Source organism: Gemmatimonadota bacterium (assembly GCA_009838645.1).
Classification (GTDB): Bacteria; JAAXHH01; JAAXHH01; order JAAXHH01; family JAAXHH01; genus JAAXHH01.
In genome coordinates, this window is record VXRC01000024.1 from 61,754 (window position 1) to 76,514 (window position 14,761).

Here is a 14,761-nt window from a genome sequence, read left to right on the forward strand (position 1 = left end):
GAAAAAATGATCTGGAAGTTTCTCTCCCGCGTCGGCAAGAAACAGGCCGGCAACGCCCTGGAGTCCTTCACCCAGGCCGTGGTGGCCTTCGACCCGGAAACCGCCTCCGAGGCGCAGATCTCCCTCATGGAAGAGGAACTCGACAAGCTCGGGAAGCGGGTCGGCAAGGCCGAGATGGACGTGAAGAAGGACCATGAAGAGACGCAGGCGCTCTTGACGCAGTACGACCGGTACCTGGCCGCCGCAGAACGGATCGAAGGCCAGCTCGAAGGGGCGGAAGAGGGCCAGCGTTCCAAGCTGGAGGAGAGCCTTGAAAAGCTGGTCGCGGAACTGGAGCGTCTGAACCCGGAGATCGAACGGGAACGCCAGGAGGACCAGGAAGCGGAGGCCTTCGCGACCGAACTGCGCCAGGCCTACGATGTGGCGGCGGAGAAGCTCAAGAAGGCGCAGGTCCAGCTGAAACAGGCCCAGCGCCGCATGGAGCAGGCCCGGATGAAGAAGGAACGGGCCCTCGAACGCGCAGAAGGCGTGCGGCAGGCCTCTGGGCTGAGCAGTTCAATGGGCGGGCTCGACACGGCCCTCAACGCCATGGACAAGGAAACGGAGAAGGCGGAGACGACCTCCCGTGCCGCAGAGCTGAAGATCGGCGCCTTCGGCCAGACCGAAATCTCCGACGATCCCAACATCGCGGCGGCCCTTGAAGCGGCCGACAAACCCGCGCTGCCCGCTTCTTCGACGCGGGACCGGCTGGCGGCCCTGCGTTCCAGGAAGTCCTGAGACCGCCGCAGGACCTGAAATCAAAGGCTCACCCGATGCGAAAAGCGGACGGTGGGCCTTTTCTTTAAATATGCCTTAGATAAGCCCACCGCACTCTCCCAGGAGGCAAACCATGCCGGGAATCCTGTCCTCCCTCCTTGCGGCCGTACACCGTTTCGGTCCCTACGTACTGGCCGTCAACATGATCCTCTATTTCATCGAGTTGCAATATACCCAGACGCGCAGCAGCCTGGACGCCGGCGCCTGGGCGGGGTTCATCTGGATCGAACGGGTCATCGCCGGGTTCTTCACCCTGGAGTACGTGTTGCGCATCAAGCTGGCGCCGCACAAGGGGAAGTACCTGCGCAGCGGGCTCGGGTTGATCGACCTGGTCAGCATCCTGCCCTTCTGGATCGGATTCTATCCCGGCCTCACCCAGGAGCAACTCGGCCTGGTGCGCGGCGCGCGGACGCTCCGGCTGCTCAAGATGTTCCGTTACAGCCCCAAGCTGGCGGAGTTCGCCCGGTCTATGTACACCAACCGCGTCCGGGTCATCCCCATCTTCCTCATTACCATCATGTACCTGATGATCAGCTCCACCGTGATCTACGAGGTGGAACGCCGCGCCCAGCCGGAGGTATTCAATGTCTACGGCGACAGCATCTGGTGGGCCGTGGTGACCTCCACCACGGTGGGGTACGGGGACAAGTACCCGGTCACTCCCCTGGGTCAGGGGGCCACCGTCCTGATGATGATGGTGGGCATCGGTATCGTGGGCATGATATTCGGGTTCTTCGCCGACAGCTTCCACGACTCCCGGCAACCGCTGGAACCGACGTTAATGGAGGAATACTGCAGAGGGGTTCGCGAAGAGGGGACGGAAGGCCGCACGGTGCAGGCCCTGCGGCAGACTCACCGCAGCAACCCGCAATTCCTGATCTTCGCCGATACGGTGGACCGATATATCGGTTAGGCGGAAGGAGCGAACTAGCGGAAGGAGCGAGTCAGGCTGACGGAGCGAACTAAAGGGATGAAGTTTCTTCGGACCCGGTTTCGGGATCGGTCTCGGGATCGGTCTCGGGCTCCGGCTCGAACGTCCCGATGGATTCCTTGAGGGAAATCAGCCTCCGGAGCCGTCTCCGGTCCTTGGGCGTGAAACGATCCGTGTAGGCGTCGTAGATGGGTTGCTCGGGCGCGCCGTCGATGCGCGTGACGATCACGTACAGAAAGAGATTGTCCACGTCCTCCGGGGCGTTCTTCCAGACGGGCGACAGCAGGGCGAAATTCCAGACGGCCCGCTCGTCCGGCCCCAGGTCCTTGCCCTCCGTGTGCCGGATGTTGTAGTTGAAATCGTCGTCCAGGATCCACTTCCGGGGTTCCCTTCTCATGAGCGAACCGCGGAAGTACACCTTGGAGATCCGGTGTTCCGTCCGGTTGTGTATGGAGAGTTTCACGACGGACCGGCCCCGCTGCACGTAGTACTCGACCCCACGCACCCTCACGTCCTTGAGACTTTCCATGGCGGAATCCGTGTTCTCCTGCTTCTCCTCCAGGGCCTCGATGGCCTTGTTCACCCGCTCGTTCCACTCCGCGAAGATGTCCGTCGCGTCCATGCCGTCCAGCCGGCCGCGGATCCGGTTCTGTATGGCGTCTGACGCGTTCAGCGAGCTGATTACGTTGTCGCTGTAAAGGTACACGAACGCTTCCAGCACCTCGTCGAGTCTTTCCTGGTCGTCCTCGGCCAGGGTGGCCTTGACCTCGGCGGTGGATGCGTCGAAGGTCTCGACGTCCGTGCCATCTATGGTAGGACCGGACTTGCAGGCCATCGCGACCAGCGCGAGACCCGCGGTAAACAGACTCAGGCGCACCATCGTTCGTCTCCTGCCCGTTCGTCTCCTGCCCGTTCATCTCCTGCCGAATACGCTGAAGTATGTTCTTCGCTCATGTAAATACTATCCGGTTTGTGCTGGATGTACAAGGTTAAACGTCCCCGGCGGTACGCAGTTGCTCCGCAGGTTTACGCCCCACGAAATCGTGCAGTTCACGCCGGGAAAGGACGGACGTGGCCGGTTTCTGCACGATGACGGCTGCCGCGTCGTTGGCGAGTACCCCCGCCTCCTCGAGTGGAAGTCCCAACGCCGCGCCGATGGCAAGTACCGCCCGTACCGTGTCGCCGCAACCGACCTTGTCCACGGGCTCGACCCGGTGCCCGGGCGCATGGAAGAACCCACCCGTGCCCACGCCGCAGAGTCCGTGCGCGCCGAGGGTGACCACCGTGTTCCGGCAGCCCAGCGCGTCGTGCAGTCGCCGGCAGTCGGTTTCCAGCCGTTCCATGGAGAACCCGCCGATGAGTTCGGCGGCCTCGGCGGCGTTCGGCGCGATGATGTCCACGCCGGAGAAGGCCTCCCGGTTGCCCGGTTTGAAGTCGACCACGACCGGGATTTCATGGAGGCGGCATTCACGGATGATCTGGCCGGCGTTCTTCGAAGTAAAGACGCCCTTGTCGTAGTCGCTCAGGACCACCACGTCGGTTTCCGGCAGCGCGCGAAGGACTTCCTTCACCAGCGCGGCCGAGATCCTTTCGCCCACCCGGTCGTTGCACTCGGAATCACGGCGCAGCAGGTAGTCGTCGTCCAGGTACAGCCGGACCTTGGTCGTGGTGGGCCGGCCGCCGTCCCGGATCAGGCCGTGGCGGATGGATAAACCGTCGGCCAGCTCTCGGATCTTGAAGTAATGTTCGTCGTCGCCCGTCACGCCCACGAGGGTGGTGCGCACGTCCAGGGAAGCCAGGTTGGCGGCCACGTTGCCCGCGCCGCCCAGCACCTTGATCGTCTCCTGCGCCTGGTAGGCCCGCTTCCCTGACTTCTCCGAATCGATGGGCTTGCTGTCGCCGGTCCGGCAGAACTCGTAGACGTCGAGCATGACGTCCCCGACGACGAGGGCGCGCAGTTCCGGGAAACGATCGATGACCTCGAGCGCACTTCCGGGGTTGTAGTCCGGGTTCCGGTTCATGGGCTTTCCACTCCGACGCTCTTCATCGTTGCGATGCGGGCGATGAGGCCGGCCTGGTCGAGGATGGCAAAACCTGAGCGTCGCGCCAGCGCGTGGTCGTCCGGTCCGATATACCCCCAGGAGGCCAGCATCAGTTCGAGCGGGGGCTCACCGGCGTTACCGGACTCACCGGCGTTGAAATGGGCGTCGAGTTCCACCAGGTTGCCGATGGAATCGTCGACGAACCCGTAACGCTCCCGGCCGAACCGCGCCTGGATCGCCTCCAGGTTCTCGATCTTGGTGGCCCCGTGATCGCCCGCGTACACGTTCTCCGGCCGAACGGCCAGGCCGAAGTGGTGGCACAGGGTCACGGTGGCCTCCCGGTTCTTGTTGGTCAGGATCACAATCCCCTCGGCGTCCACCCCTTTCAATTCGTCCCAGACCGGTTGGTAGACCGTGTTGAGCAACGGCCACTGGACGGGATCGTGGGCGACGAACCGCTTCCGAGCCGCGAAGAATCGGACCGTGCGCTCCTTCAGGGTAACGTCCGACGATTCGCGGATCGTTCGGTATTCCGCCGGATCCAGCCGGTGGTCGCCGGGCAGGCCGGCGTTCTCCACGCACCAGGCCATCAGGTTGATCGCGTCGCCGGCCGGCTGGACGTGGTACCGGTTGGTCACGAAGAGCGCCGCGGCGTTGCCGGGCAGATCGTCCGGGGAGGTGGCCAGTCCGCCGGTGACCGTATTGTAGGCCGTGATCGACATCTCCACGACGGAGTTCAGCAGGACCCCGTCGAAGTCGAATATGAGCATGGACTCGTTGTCGGAGGCGTGTAAACGCGTCACGGCCGCTGCACCCCCTGGGCTTCGACGTAGAGGGCGTACAACGACTGGCTGGCGGTCATGAACAGGCGGTTCTTCTTCACCCCGCCGAAACACAGGTTGGCGCAAGGCTCGGGCAGGTGGATCATGCCCAGTCGCTCGCCTTCCGGGGAGAAGCAGATCACGCCGTTCGTGTCCGGACCGCCCCAGCCGGAGGCTGCCCACAGGTTGCCGTCCACGTCGGTCCGGATGCCGTCGGAGGAGGCCGGTTTCATGTCGGTGAATACGCGGGAGTTCGTGGCTCGGGTGCCTTCGATGTCCAGTACCCGGATGTGGGCGGGTCCGTCGGGGTCGTGGGAAGCGCCTGTATCTACAACGTATAGACATGATTCGTCGGGCGAAAAGCAAAGCCCGTTGGGACGCATGAAGTCGTCGGCGATGACGGTCGCGCCGCCCGTGATCGGGTCCAGTCGATACACCCGGGTGGGCAGTTCGAATTCGGCCTTGTGCCCTTCGTAGTTCATCAGGATGCCGTACCCCGGATCGGTGAACCAGACCGAGCCGTCGGAGTGCACCACCACGTCGTTCGGCGCGTTGAGCCGCTTGCCGTCGAACCGGTCGATCAGCACGGTGATCGTCCCGTCATGTTCCGTGCGGGTCACCCGCCGGCTGTCGTGCTCGCAGGAGACCAGCCGCCCCTCGCGGTCCCGCGTATTGCCGTTGGTGTTGTTGGACGGCTTGCGGAAGACGCTCACCGCACCGGTCTCTTCGTCCCACCGCAGCAGGCGGTTATTGGGGATGTCGCTCCACACCAGGCATCGGGCGTCGCCGATCCAGACGGGGCCTTCCGACCACCGCGTCCCGGTGAACAGCCGCTCGATCCCGGCCGTGTGCAGCACGTAGGGCTTGAACCGGTCGTCGATGATCTCCACATTGGGATCGGGATAGCTCACGAGACCCCGGTCCCAGTCCCTGCCATGGTCGTTCATATCCGCTCCGTGATGAGGCGTGTCGTATCCATTCGATCGGCGTCAACGCAACGGCTCAAGATATGACGCAGGCGGCCCGCGGACAAGCGAGAAATAGGCTGGCGTCAGGTCCCGCGGGTGACCCCGTAGAGGTCGATATGTACCCGAGGGCAGTACCGGAAGCCACGGGATTTGCAGGCCTCGGCGACCCACGCGCCACGGTTGCTCAACTCCTCGGCCGTCCTCCCCTGGGGCATGAGAAGCACGCGGTTGCGGTCCGCATCATCCAGTTCCACGAGGAGCGATTCGACTTCGTCCAGGTCTTCCTGGCGGTCGACCACGAACTTCAGCTGGTAGGGATAGGCCGCCATGAACCTGCCGAGGACGGGCAGGTTGATTCGGAGTTTCTCGTGGTTCGCGGCGAACTTGCCGTTCTCCTCTTTCCAGGGCGTGGAATTGGACAGCTTGGGGCTTAGGGAAGCGAGGTCGCAGTGCAGGTCGGCGTATACGGTGCCGGCCGTCTCGATGGTCACGTGATATCCCCCGTCGCCGAGTCTCTCGGTCAGTTCGGGCAGATCCTTCATGAGAAGCGGTTCGCCACCCGTGATTACCGCGTGACGGGAGGGGAAACCTGCGATGTCCGCCATGATCTCATCCACGGAGCGCTCCACACCTTCGGGCGACCACGACGTGTATGGCGTGTCGCACCAGCGGCACCGCAGGTTGCATCCCGAGGTGCGGATGAAGACGGAGGGCACACCGGTTAGCAGGCCCTCGCCCTGAATGGAATGAAAGATCTCGGAAATGAACATGGTCAGTATGCCGTGTCCTGACGCTGCCCCGTGCTTGTACGCCGCACGGTGCTTGTACGCCGCCCGGTGCTTGACACCCCTTTCTATCGGGAATATATAGAGCGTGGACCGGTTTTCAAAGCGCCGCGCCGGGAACGCGACGGACCCGCGATGGGCGCCGGTGAAAAACAAGTATCGTACAAAGTAGAGACGACAGGAGTTAGCCGATGGAAGGCCCGAGGGGATTGAAGGCGCAGGAGTTCGATTCGCTCTGCACCCTGGTCAATACCGTTTTCCGCGGCGACGGCGTGGGACGCATGGAGGAGCAGTATCCGCTGCTCTTTGCACCGGATAACTACGATGAACTTTTCGTCATGGTCGACGAGGGCGTTGTGGTTTCCCATGTGGGCGCGTTGACGCGGGATATCTCCGTGCTCGGGTGCCGGATGTCCACCATGAGCATCGGCGCGGTGGCGACCTATGAATCCCATCGGGGACGGGGACTGGCGACGCAGTTGATGGAAGCAGCGGTCCGGAAGGCCGTTGCACAGGACGCCGTGCTCATGCCCATATCGGGCGGAAGGGGATTGTACACTCGCCTCGGCGCGAAGCGAATCGGTCAGTACGCCCTTTATACCGTTCCCCGGGACACGCTGCCCGCCTGCGATGGCCCGGGCTCGGGCGAAACGGGCGCGGATGAAACGGCCGTGGGCGAAACGGACATCCAACTGGCGGGCCCCGAAGACCTGCACGAAATGACCCGGCTGTACGCGGAAGAGCCCAGCCGGTACGTGCGATCGACGGCCGATCTCCGGATGGCGGTCGACGCCGCGTGGATCTGCGACCGGGACGGCGAGACCGTGGTGATCCGCGAGGAAGGCCGTCTGGTGGCCTACGTGGCCATCCAGAAGCGCCGGCCCGACCGCGATGACGAAGCCCGCAGGGCCAGGCTGGCCGAGATAGCCGGTTCACGATCGGCTCTTGTGCGCGCGTTGCCCTGTCTGTACGACCGCTACGATGTGGATTACCTCGAAATCGTGACCACGGCGTCAGACATAGAACTGTCCTCCCTGCTCCGGCCCCACGGCGTGACCGCGGCGCCCCAGGGATTCTCGGGCACGGTACTCGTCCTCCAACCGGAACGGCTGCTGCAGGTATTTGAGGATTACATCACGGATGTGCTCGGCAGGGACGTATTGACGTGGGACGCTTCAGCGGACGCGGTGGTATTCCGATGCGGTAAAAAGGACCATGCCGTCGCCACGGGCGACCTTGGCACTCTCGTCTTCGGCGTGGTACCGCCCGATCAGGATCCCATCGAGACGATACCGCCCGGACTGCTCAGGACCGCGCTGGCGCGCGTATTCCCCGTCCAATTGCCCTGGTACGGATTCAATTTCGTTTGACGAGCCGCGTCGGGCGAAGCGCGACGATCTACGGACCGTAGATTCCCAGCCGCCCCGGCCGCACCACTCGCGCCGCCCGCGCTTCCGCCCCGCGCCGGTCCGGCGACCCATCACTCCAGTAGTTTCATCTTCAGATGCGAAGGCGCGCTCCGAGAGAAGTATATCCGGTGCGTGGCCGCCTGGTAGTCCTCTTCCTTCGCTTCGTAGATACTCGGCACCCAGGTCTGGGGATTGCGGTCCACCATGGGGAACCAACTGCTCTGCACCTGCACCATCATGCGGTGCCCCGCCTTAAAAGTGTGGGCGACGTCCTGCATGTCGAATTCGATTCGCGTGACGTTGCCCGGCCGCATGGGCTCAGGATGGGTGAAACTGTTCCGGTACCGTGCCCGCATGACCTCGCCTCGCACCATGAGCTGGAAACCTCCCATCTTCACATTCATGGGGTTCTCGCCCACGTAGCTCGCCGTATCGGGATACACGTCGATCAGCTTGACGATGAAATCCGCGTCTTCCCCCGTCGTGACCACGTAGAGGTTGGCGAACAGGTCGCCGGCCACGGTGACGTCCTCCTGCAGCACGCCGGACTCGAAGACCAGCACGTCGGTCCGAGTTGCCGCGAACCGCTGGTCCTGGATGAGGTACCGGTCGTCCCGGTTGATGACGACCTGGGAGGTGTGGGGCACGGGTTTCGCGGGATCGCTGACGTACTCGGCATAGTCGTCCGCGCCCGTCGGCCGGTCGAAGGACAGTCCGCCGCCGGGCGCCAGGTAGAGGTTCGCTTCGCGCGCCTCCCTGGGCGGCCAGCGGTCGAAGGCGTGCCACTCGTTCGAACCCGTGACGAAGATGCTGGCTTCAGGCAACTCCGGATCGGGACCGTCCTTCAGGTAGTGGTTGAAGAAGGGCAGTTCGATGGTTTCCCGGTAGTGCGCCGCCGTGGGCTGTTCGAAATAGATGTCCTGGTACCGCAGGCCGCTGCCCCGCGCCCACCCGCCGTGCCACCACGGACCCATAACGAGGTGGTTCACGAGGCCCGGGTTGTTGTTCTCCACGGCGGCGTACGTCTTCAGCGGGCCGTACAGGTCCTGGGCGTCGAAGAACCCGCCCACCACGAGCACCGCCGGCTTCACGTCTTTCAGGTGGGGCAGCGGTGTGCGGGCCTGCCAGAATTCGTCGTAGTCCGGATGCTCCATCATGGCGTTCCAGATCTTGTTCTCCCCGTGCAGGTATTTCTCGTTGACGTTAGACAGCGGACCGAGATCCAGGTACCACTGGTAGCCGTCCGGCGTGCCGTAGTCCCGGAATCCCGTGGCTCGCCGGGTCGTGGGCTCGGGACGCGGCTGGCCGTAGAAGGACAGGAAACTGAAGCTCGCCTGCAACTGGAACGCGCCGTTGTGGTGACGGTCGTCGCCGATCCACCAGTCGGTCACCGGCGCCTGGGGCGAAACGATCTTCACGGCGGGATGGGCGTCGATCAGGGCGTGGGTGGCGTAGAAACCCGGCGCCGAAATGCCCCATACGCCCACGCGGCCGTTGTGATTGGGCACGTTTTCAAGGAGCCAGGAGACCGTATCGTAGGTATCGGTGCTCTCGTCGATGTCGGTGTCCGATGTCTTGTCCGGATTATGGGGGCGCACGGCCTCGAATTCCCCTTCCGACATCATGCGGCCGCGCACGTCCTGGTAGACGATGACGTACCCGTCGCGGGCGAACAGCATGGACGGACCGATCTGCGTCCTGTACGCCGCCCCGTAGGGCGCCACGCTGTAGGGCGTGCGCTGCAGCAGGATGGGATAGGTCCGTGAATCGTCCTTGGGCACGTAAATGGAAGTGAACAGCCGGGCCCCGTCGCGCATGGACACGTGGCGTTCCATCTTGTTATAATGCTCCGCGATGTAACGCGCGTCGGCGTTGGACTGGCCGATGACGGTGCCAGGCAGGAGCAAAAGGGCCAGCAATCCGATGAGTAAGACGGGACAGGGTACGGTTTTCATGAGGGGAACTCCTGCAGGAATCATGGATTCAGTTAAACCGGGACACCGGAAATATGGAGGGATTCCGCGGGAAGATCAAGGACGGCCCTTGTCCGTCAGCCGCTCGTAGGCGTCTACGACCTCGATGAAGGCGTCGTGGTCGCCGCCGTGGTCGGGGTGGTGGACCTGGGCCAGTTCCCGGTACCGTTGCTTGATGTCCTGGAGCGTCGCGTAGGGCGGCAGGCCGAGGAGGGAAAGCAGTCCCGGGTCGTAGGCGTCGGCCATGGAGAGGCCGTGTTCCTTGAAATACTGGAAGTAAACGCGGTAGAAGAAGGCCTCGTAGACTATTTTAAGCTCGTCGTGGTTCATATTCGCCAGCCGTTTCAGGGGATAGGCGACCCGGTCGTCGTCCGCGGTCCGCGTGGAGAAGAAGGCGTTCCAGACCAGCGTCTGGTGGTCCTCCTGCGGACGTGTCCTGAACCGGATGCGACACTCGGTCTGTTTGAGCTGACGCAGCTTGCGTTTCAGCTGGGGAATGGTCATGGCGTGGTCCGTAGAGCGTAAGCCGAGTAAGGCTGTTTCTAGTCGACAAATCTAACAAAGTCAACTATTTTGCGCTCCAGAAGTGTGTTTCTCCGGAGTCAAAAACCCGACTTCATGCAGAATCGATATCCCATGCCTGACTACGTGACACACAAAGCCATTGCACTTGTGCTTCGACCGGATAGTGCGGGGTACAGTCTCCTTGCATTGTCGGGTTATGCTCCTAGCACGTAAAACCCGTCTCCCTTGCGTTTTCCGGGCGGGAACCTGGATCCCGGAGAAACGCCCGAGGAAGCAATGTACCGGGAACTGTTTGAAGAGTCAGGCTTGGGACCACTGAAACTACTGCGCAAACTAGGCGTGCACCGTTACTACAAAGAGTTCATTCGGTCACAAGTCGAAAGACACGACTTTCTACTTCTCGCTCCGAACCATACTCCAGATCAATGGTCTCACAGGGTCACAGGAGGAGATGGCGACATCAAATGTATCTTCTCATACCGGTGGTTACAGAAAGACGAATTTGACCTACTATCTGATGAACTCACCACTTTTGTCACACTGGAACACATACCCGAACTGTTCAATGGCAAGACTCCTAGGTCATCTCATAAATAAGAGTCAGCCGTTGAGGACATAGGCTAGTTCAGCATAGACGGCAGATTCTCCATCGACTCCGCACGGGGCAGGGGATGGTCCCAGGGCCACCCCACTTCCTGTCGCAGGTACCAGGCCGCCTGGATCGCCGTCATGCCGGCGGCTGCCGCGCCGCGCAGTTCGTCAAAGCCACCATCTCCGACGAAATACGCATCGGACGGCCGGACACCCATGCGCGCGCAGGCGAGATCGTAGATCTTCCTGTCCGGCTTCATCAATCCGACTTCACAGGAAAAAACGACTTCGTCCACGTGATCCCGAAGCGGACAGGCGTTCCATGCCAGCGCTTCCCAGGGCATGGCGTTGCTGATGATTCCGATATCGAGCCCCAGGGCCCTGACTTCGCCCAGCATCTCGAACACTCCGGGATCCACTTCGGATAAGACTCGGCTCTTCCACTGTTCGTAATCCCGGGCGATTTCGCCGAGTTCCCGGTCCGAGACCGGCGAGCCGACTTCATCCCGCATGTGCAGGAACTTGGCGAGGCAGTTCGAAAACTCGCCGGTCATCACACGCTCGCCGAAATCGTCCCACCACTGCACCACCCGGTCCTGCGTGGTACGCAGTTTCACGTAGTTCGGGGATCTCGAACGAAAGGCGCTTTTCGTCTTCTCGGTGATCAGCGTTTCGAATAAATCGAAGAAAACGACTTTCATCGCGCCTCGTATTCAGGTGATCTATCAGGTGATCCCGAACTCCTGTATGGACTGGATGGCGGACATGTCGTGCACGCCGCTGTCGTCGAGGGACACGTTGGACTGCAGTTCCAGGACGGCGTCCCGGTGCAACGCCTCGATCGTGGCGCAACCCGCCGTGGCCATGCCCGACTTGAGCATCTGCATGACGATGGGCAGCTTGTCGTAGACCGACCCCGCATGGGGCACCTGGCCCACGATGCCTTCCTCGAAGAAGGTGCTGGCGAGCTGCGCGTAGCGCCGGTTGTTGAAGGCCTTCCGGCTGCCTTCCATCCAGTATTCCTTGACCAGGTCCCCGGCCGCGTTGCGGACTAGTTCGCCGTGGCTCTCGGTGAACCGTGCCAGGAGGTTGCCCATCATCAGCGTATCGGCGCCCAGTGAAAGGGCGATGAGCATGTCCGCGGGACCCTGGATGCTGCCGTCCGCCACGAGGGGGAGATAGTCGCCCGATGTCTTTGCCCGTGCGTCGCGGGCCGCGGCGACTTCCCGGATGGAGGTGGCCTGTCCGCGGCCGGTGGCCTTCACCATCTGCGTCGTGCAGCCCGACGCGATGCCCATGCCGATCTTGACGGCGTCCGCGCCGCAACCGGCCAGGTAATCAAAGCCTTCCCGCGTCACCACGTTCCCGGCGATCACCGGGATGTCGTAGTGGGACTTGATCCATTTCAAAGTCTCGCCCTGGTACTCGGTATGGCCGTCGGAGGCGTCGATGACGATCACGTCCGCCTGGTGCTCGACCAGTGCCTCCACCCGTTCCCGGTCCTCGGGATGGGTCGATACGGCGGCGCCTACCACGAGGCGCTTCTGTGCGTCCTCCGTGGAATGGGGATGGCGGATGTGCTTGTCGAGGTCCCGCTTGAACACCACCGAAACCAGCGTCCCTTCGGAAGAAACCATGGGCAGGAACCCGCGGCCGTACTCGATCATCCGCGTGTTCGCCGTCTTCAGGTCGTCCTCCTCGGCGCCGGTCTGCACGTCGGTCTTCATGCGATCGCCCACCCGCAAGCCATGATCGTACCGCTCGTCGAAGTCCTTGTCCGTGATCACGCCCACCAGCTTGCCGTGGAATACGCCCGTATCCGTCACCGGGAAGGTGTGGTAGCCGGTATCGTTCATGATGCCGATCACCTCGCCGATGGACTGTTCCGGCGACAGCGTGACGATATCGGTCTGAAACCCGGCCTTGAACCGCTTCACCGCGTCGATCTTGCCGCACTGTTCCTCGATGGTCTGGCTCACGGCGAACACGCCCATGCCGCCCAGTTGGGCCATGGCGATGGCCATCTCCACGCTGGTGACCGCCTGCATGGCCGCACTGAGGAAAGGCGTGCGCAGCTCCAGATAGCCGTCCCCCTGCCGGCAGAGGCGCGTCTCCAGCGACACGAGCTGGGCGTTCGCGTCGGCCTGCGTAAGGCGTGGCAAAATACGGTATTCCTTTAGACTGTGAGAAACGGTAGAGGCTATCTGCGCCATTTATGTCCTCCGTGGGAAGCCGTTTGAGGATCCATTTCCCCGTTTGGAATCCCGGTGCGGTGATCCGAGGTTGTGCTAATCCATTTTCACGTCAATCGACGGCTCTAGATACCTGACAAAGGCACGTCCACATTCGAGTCATTCAATATACATCATTCCGCCGATTTTGCCTTGACATAATACCGGGTTTGATATATTAGTCAAATTAATAATTTAAATACGCGCTATTACGTGGATGAATAAATGAACCTGTCCTACGATCAAGCCGTCGCCTTTCACGCCGTGGCCCGTCACGGAAGCTTTTCTCTGGCGGCAAAAGCCCTCTTCCGGTCCCAGTCCGCCGTGAGCATCCAGGTGGCCAAGCTCGAGGGCGAAATCGGCCAGCCGCTTTTCCACCGGACGACCCGTCATCTCGCGCTCACCGAGGCCGGCAAGGTGCTGCTCAAGTACGTGAGCGAGATGGAAGGGCTGATGAAAGAGGCCGTGCAAGAACTGGAAGACCTGGACCGGCTCGAGGCCGGCCGTCTCGTGCTTTGCACGTCCGACACCACGGGCTGCTACCGCCTGCCGGCCATCCTTAAATCCTTTCAGGACCGTTATCCCGGCATCGACATTGTCGTGAAGAACGCCACGTCGCTGCGGACTATCCAGGCCGTGGTCGACGGCGAGGTGGATCTCGGCGTGGTCACGCTGGCCTACCTGCCCCGGGAGATCGAGTCGATCCCGCTGTTCTCCCGCCACGACGTGCTGATCACGCCGCCGGACCATCCCCTGGCGAAACGGCGGACCGTGCATCTCAAGGACATGGAGCAGTACCCGCTGATCCTGCTCGACCAGCACTGCGCTTCGCGGCGGTTGATCGACGATTTGTGCGAGAAATCGCGGGTACAGCTCGACGTCGCCATGGAGCTCAGTTCGATCGAGGTAATCAAGCACTTCGTACGGATCGAAGCGGGCCTGTCCATCGTCCCTTCCATAGCCATCCAGGAGGAACTGGAAAACGGCACGCTCGCGCAGGTCACGATCGGGGATTTTCGAAACCGCCCCCGCCAGAAAATGGGGGCGGTCTACCTTAAGGGCCGGTATCTGTCCAGGGCGGCCCGCAGTTTCCTGGAGGCCCTGCAGGCTTACTTCAGGCCGGGGCGCAGGAAGATCGCGGCGGACCGGGGCAAGCCGGCGGCCTGATCGGGCGGACAGTTTCGGTGGCTCATCGGTAGCCCGATCAGGGTCGAAACCGGAAACTTCCCGTGCCCCACAGCGTCTAACCAATGTGAGTGCTCAGTAGCTAGAATTTAACGTACAGTATCTGCCACGCTTTGAAACTAACGAGGATGACAAGCGGTCGTACCGCGGGAAGGTCGGCTGATTTTGATCCAGACGGTTACGAACGATCTGTTGTTGTTGATTCAGCCACACCTGGCCCCTCTACTCGCCATTTGCGGAATCCTGGTAATCTGCTACGGGCTTTTTCGATTAGCACGCTCCCCACGCCGTGGCGGCGGCAGCGCGACCGTTTTCTTCGTGGGTACGACCGACGCACTACGGAACATGGACCAGCGCACGGCGGCCGAGATCATCGTACGTCAACAGACCGGGGACCGTTTGAAGGAAGAAGAAAGAGGCGGGGCGGGTAAGTGAACGGAACCAGGAGGCGGCGGAGGGAAACTCGCCCCAATCATCCGATTCA

The 14,761-nt window shown here is 62.2% G+C and carries 15 protein-coding genes; 6 read left to right on the forward strand and 9 right to left on the reverse strand.

Annotated elements, in window-relative coordinates:
* Window positions 1-6: 6 nt before the first annotated feature.
* Together F4Y38_06680 and F4Y38_06685 are read left to right on the forward strand one after the other, a co-directional pair.
* Complete coding sequence (locus F4Y38_06680) at window positions 7-777, forward strand: hypothetical protein (GenBank protein ID MXY48975.1); 771 nt, start codon at window positions 7-9, stop codon at window positions 775-777.
* A 112-nt stretch (window positions 778-889) separates the two neighbouring features.
* Window positions 890-1,729 carry an ion transporter gene (locus tag F4Y38_06685; protein ID MXY48976.1) on the forward strand — a complete coding sequence of 280 codons (840 nt, stop codon included), beginning with the start codon at window positions 890-892 and terminating at the stop codon, window positions 1,727-1,729.
* Between the two features lie 49 nt (window positions 1,730-1,778).
* Here the strand turns inward: F4Y38_06685 and F4Y38_06690 are convergent, their stop codons facing one another.
* From F4Y38_06690 to F4Y38_06710, 5 genes are all read right to left on the reverse strand, one after another.
* On the reverse strand, window positions 1,779-2,627 hold the full coding sequence (locus F4Y38_06690) for a hypothetical protein (protein ID MXY48977.1): 849 nt from the start codon (window positions 2,625-2,627) through the stop codon (window positions 1,779-1,781).
* A gap of 109 nt (window positions 2,628-2,736) precedes the next feature.
* Window positions 2,737-3,768 (reverse strand): hypothetical protein, encoded by a 1,032-nt coding sequence (locus F4Y38_06695; protein ID MXY48978.1) that lies wholly within the window; start codon window positions 3,766-3,768, stop codon window positions 2,737-2,739.
* Window positions 3,765-4,592, reverse strand: coding sequence for a hypothetical protein (locus F4Y38_06700; GenBank protein MXY48979.1), 828 nt, complete (start codon window positions 4,590-4,592; stop codon window positions 3,765-3,767). The genes F4Y38_06695 and F4Y38_06700 overlap by 4 nt, the downstream gene beginning before the upstream one ends.
* Window positions 4,589-5,557: an SMP-30/gluconolactonase/LRE family protein gene (locus tag F4Y38_06705; GenBank protein MXY48980.1), complete on the reverse strand. Its 969-nt coding sequence runs from the start codon at window positions 5,555-5,557 to the stop codon at window positions 4,589-4,591. Before F4Y38_06705 ends, F4Y38_06700 begins: the two co-directional genes overlap by 4 nt.
* Before the next feature lie 104 nt (window positions 5,558-5,661).
* Window positions 5,662-6,348 carry a 7-carboxy-7-deazaguanine synthase QueE gene (locus F4Y38_06710; GenBank protein MXY48981.1) on the reverse strand — a complete coding sequence of 229 codons (687 nt, stop codon included), beginning with the start codon at window positions 6,346-6,348 and terminating at the stop codon, window positions 5,662-5,664.
* Window positions 6,349-6,554: 206 nt separating this feature from the next.
* Between F4Y38_06710 and F4Y38_06715 the strand changes: the two genes are divergently transcribed.
* The gene (locus tag F4Y38_06715) at window positions 6,555-7,733 is read left to right on the forward strand and encodes a GNAT family N-acetyltransferase (GenBank protein MXY48982.1); all 1,179 of its coding nucleotides are present in this window, start codon (window positions 6,555-6,557) and stop codon (window positions 7,731-7,733) included.
* Between the two features lie 110 nt (window positions 7,734-7,843).
* Here the strand turns inward: F4Y38_06715 and F4Y38_06720 are convergent, their stop codons facing one another.
* Window positions 7,844-9,727 carry a CocE/NonD family hydrolase gene (locus F4Y38_06720; GenBank protein MXY48983.1) on the reverse strand — a complete coding sequence of 628 codons (1,884 nt, stop codon included), beginning with the start codon at window positions 9,725-9,727 and terminating at the stop codon, window positions 7,844-7,846.
* 75 nt (window positions 9,728-9,802) lie between these two features.
* Window positions 9,803-10,249, reverse strand: a complete 447-nt coding sequence (locus tag F4Y38_06725) for a DnaJ domain-containing protein (GenBank protein MXY48984.1) — start codon at window positions 10,247-10,249, stop codon at window positions 9,803-9,805.
* A gap of 297 nt (window positions 10,250-10,546) precedes the next feature.
* On the opposite strand from F4Y38_06725, the gene F4Y38_06730 reads away from it, so the two are divergent.
* Window positions 10,547-10,867 (forward strand): hypothetical protein, encoded by a 321-nt coding sequence (locus F4Y38_06730; protein MXY48985.1) that lies wholly within the window; start codon window positions 10,547-10,549, stop codon window positions 10,865-10,867.
* Window positions 10,868-10,890: 23 nt separating this feature from the next.
* Here F4Y38_06730 and F4Y38_06735 read toward each other — a convergent pair whose 3' ends face one another.
* A complete protein-coding gene (locus F4Y38_06735) occupies window positions 10,891-11,562 on the reverse strand; it encodes an HAD-IA family hydrolase (GenBank protein MXY48986.1) in 672 nt (223 codons plus the stop codon).
* Window positions 11,563-11,586: 24 nt separating this feature from the next.
* Complete coding sequence (locus F4Y38_06740; protein MXY48987.1) at window positions 11,587-13,074, reverse strand: IMP dehydrogenase; 1,488 nt, start codon at window positions 13,072-13,074, stop codon at window positions 11,587-11,589.
* Window positions 13,075-13,317: 243 nt separating this feature from the next.
* On the opposite strand from F4Y38_06740, the gene F4Y38_06745 reads away from it, so the two are divergent.
* On the forward strand, window positions 13,318-14,259 hold the full coding sequence (locus F4Y38_06745; GenBank protein ID MXY48988.1) for a LysR family transcriptional regulator: 942 nt from the start codon (window positions 13,318-13,320) through the stop codon (window positions 14,257-14,259).
* A gap of 183 nt (window positions 14,260-14,442) precedes the next feature.
* Complete coding sequence (locus tag F4Y38_06750) at window positions 14,443-14,712, forward strand: hypothetical protein (protein ID MXY48989.1); 270 nt, start codon at window positions 14,443-14,445, stop codon at window positions 14,710-14,712.
* Window positions 14,713-14,761: the final 49 nt, after the last annotated feature.

What these genes read in the sequence shown, in the direction of transcription:
- F4Y38_06680 (MXY48975.1), top strand. Translation starts at nt 7, where the DNA reads ATGATCTGGAAGTTTCTCTCCCGCGTCGGCAAGAAACAGGCCGGCAAC.
- F4Y38_06740 (MXY48987.1), bottom strand. Translation starts at nt 13,074, where the DNA reads ATGGCGCAGATAGCCTCTACCGTTTCTCACAGTCTAAAGGAATACCGT.
- F4Y38_06695 (MXY48978.1), bottom strand. Translation starts at nt 3,768, where the DNA reads ATGAACCGGAACCCGGACTACAACCCCGGAAGTGCGCTCGAGGTCATC.
- F4Y38_06690 (MXY48977.1), bottom strand. Translation starts at nt 2,627, where the DNA reads ATGGTGCGCCTGAGTCTGTTTACCGCGGGTCTCGCGCTGGTCGCGATG.
- F4Y38_06735 (MXY48986.1), bottom strand. Translation starts at nt 11,562, where the DNA reads ATGAAAGTCGTTTTCTTCGATTTATTCGAAACGCTGATCACCGAGAAG.
- F4Y38_06730 (MXY48985.1), top strand. Translation starts at nt 10,547, where the DNA reads ATGTACCGGGAACTGTTTGAAGAGTCAGGCTTGGGACCACTGAAACTA.
- F4Y38_06685 (MXY48976.1), top strand. Translation starts at nt 890, where the DNA reads ATGCCGGGAATCCTGTCCTCCCTCCTTGCGGCCGTACACCGTTTCGGT.
- F4Y38_06725 (MXY48984.1), bottom strand. Translation starts at nt 10,249, where the DNA reads ATGACCATTCCCCAGCTGAAACGCAAGCTGCGTCAGCTCAAACAGACC.
- F4Y38_06720 (MXY48983.1), bottom strand. Translation starts at nt 9,727, where the DNA reads ATGAAAACCGTACCCTGTCCCGTCTTACTCATCGGATTGCTGGCCCTT.
- F4Y38_06745 (MXY48988.1), top strand. Translation starts at nt 13,318, where the DNA reads ATGAACCTGTCCTACGATCAAGCCGTCGCCTTTCACGCCGTGGCCCGT.
- F4Y38_06710 (MXY48981.1), bottom strand. Translation starts at nt 6,348, where the DNA reads ATGTTCATTTCCGAGATCTTTCATTCCATTCAGGGCGAGGGCCTGCTA.
- F4Y38_06705 (MXY48980.1), bottom strand. Translation starts at nt 5,557, where the DNA reads ATGAACGACCATGGCAGGGACTGGGACCGGGGTCTCGTGAGCTATCCC.
- F4Y38_06715 (MXY48982.1), top strand. Translation starts at nt 6,555, where the DNA reads ATGGAAGGCCCGAGGGGATTGAAGGCGCAGGAGTTCGATTCGCTCTGC.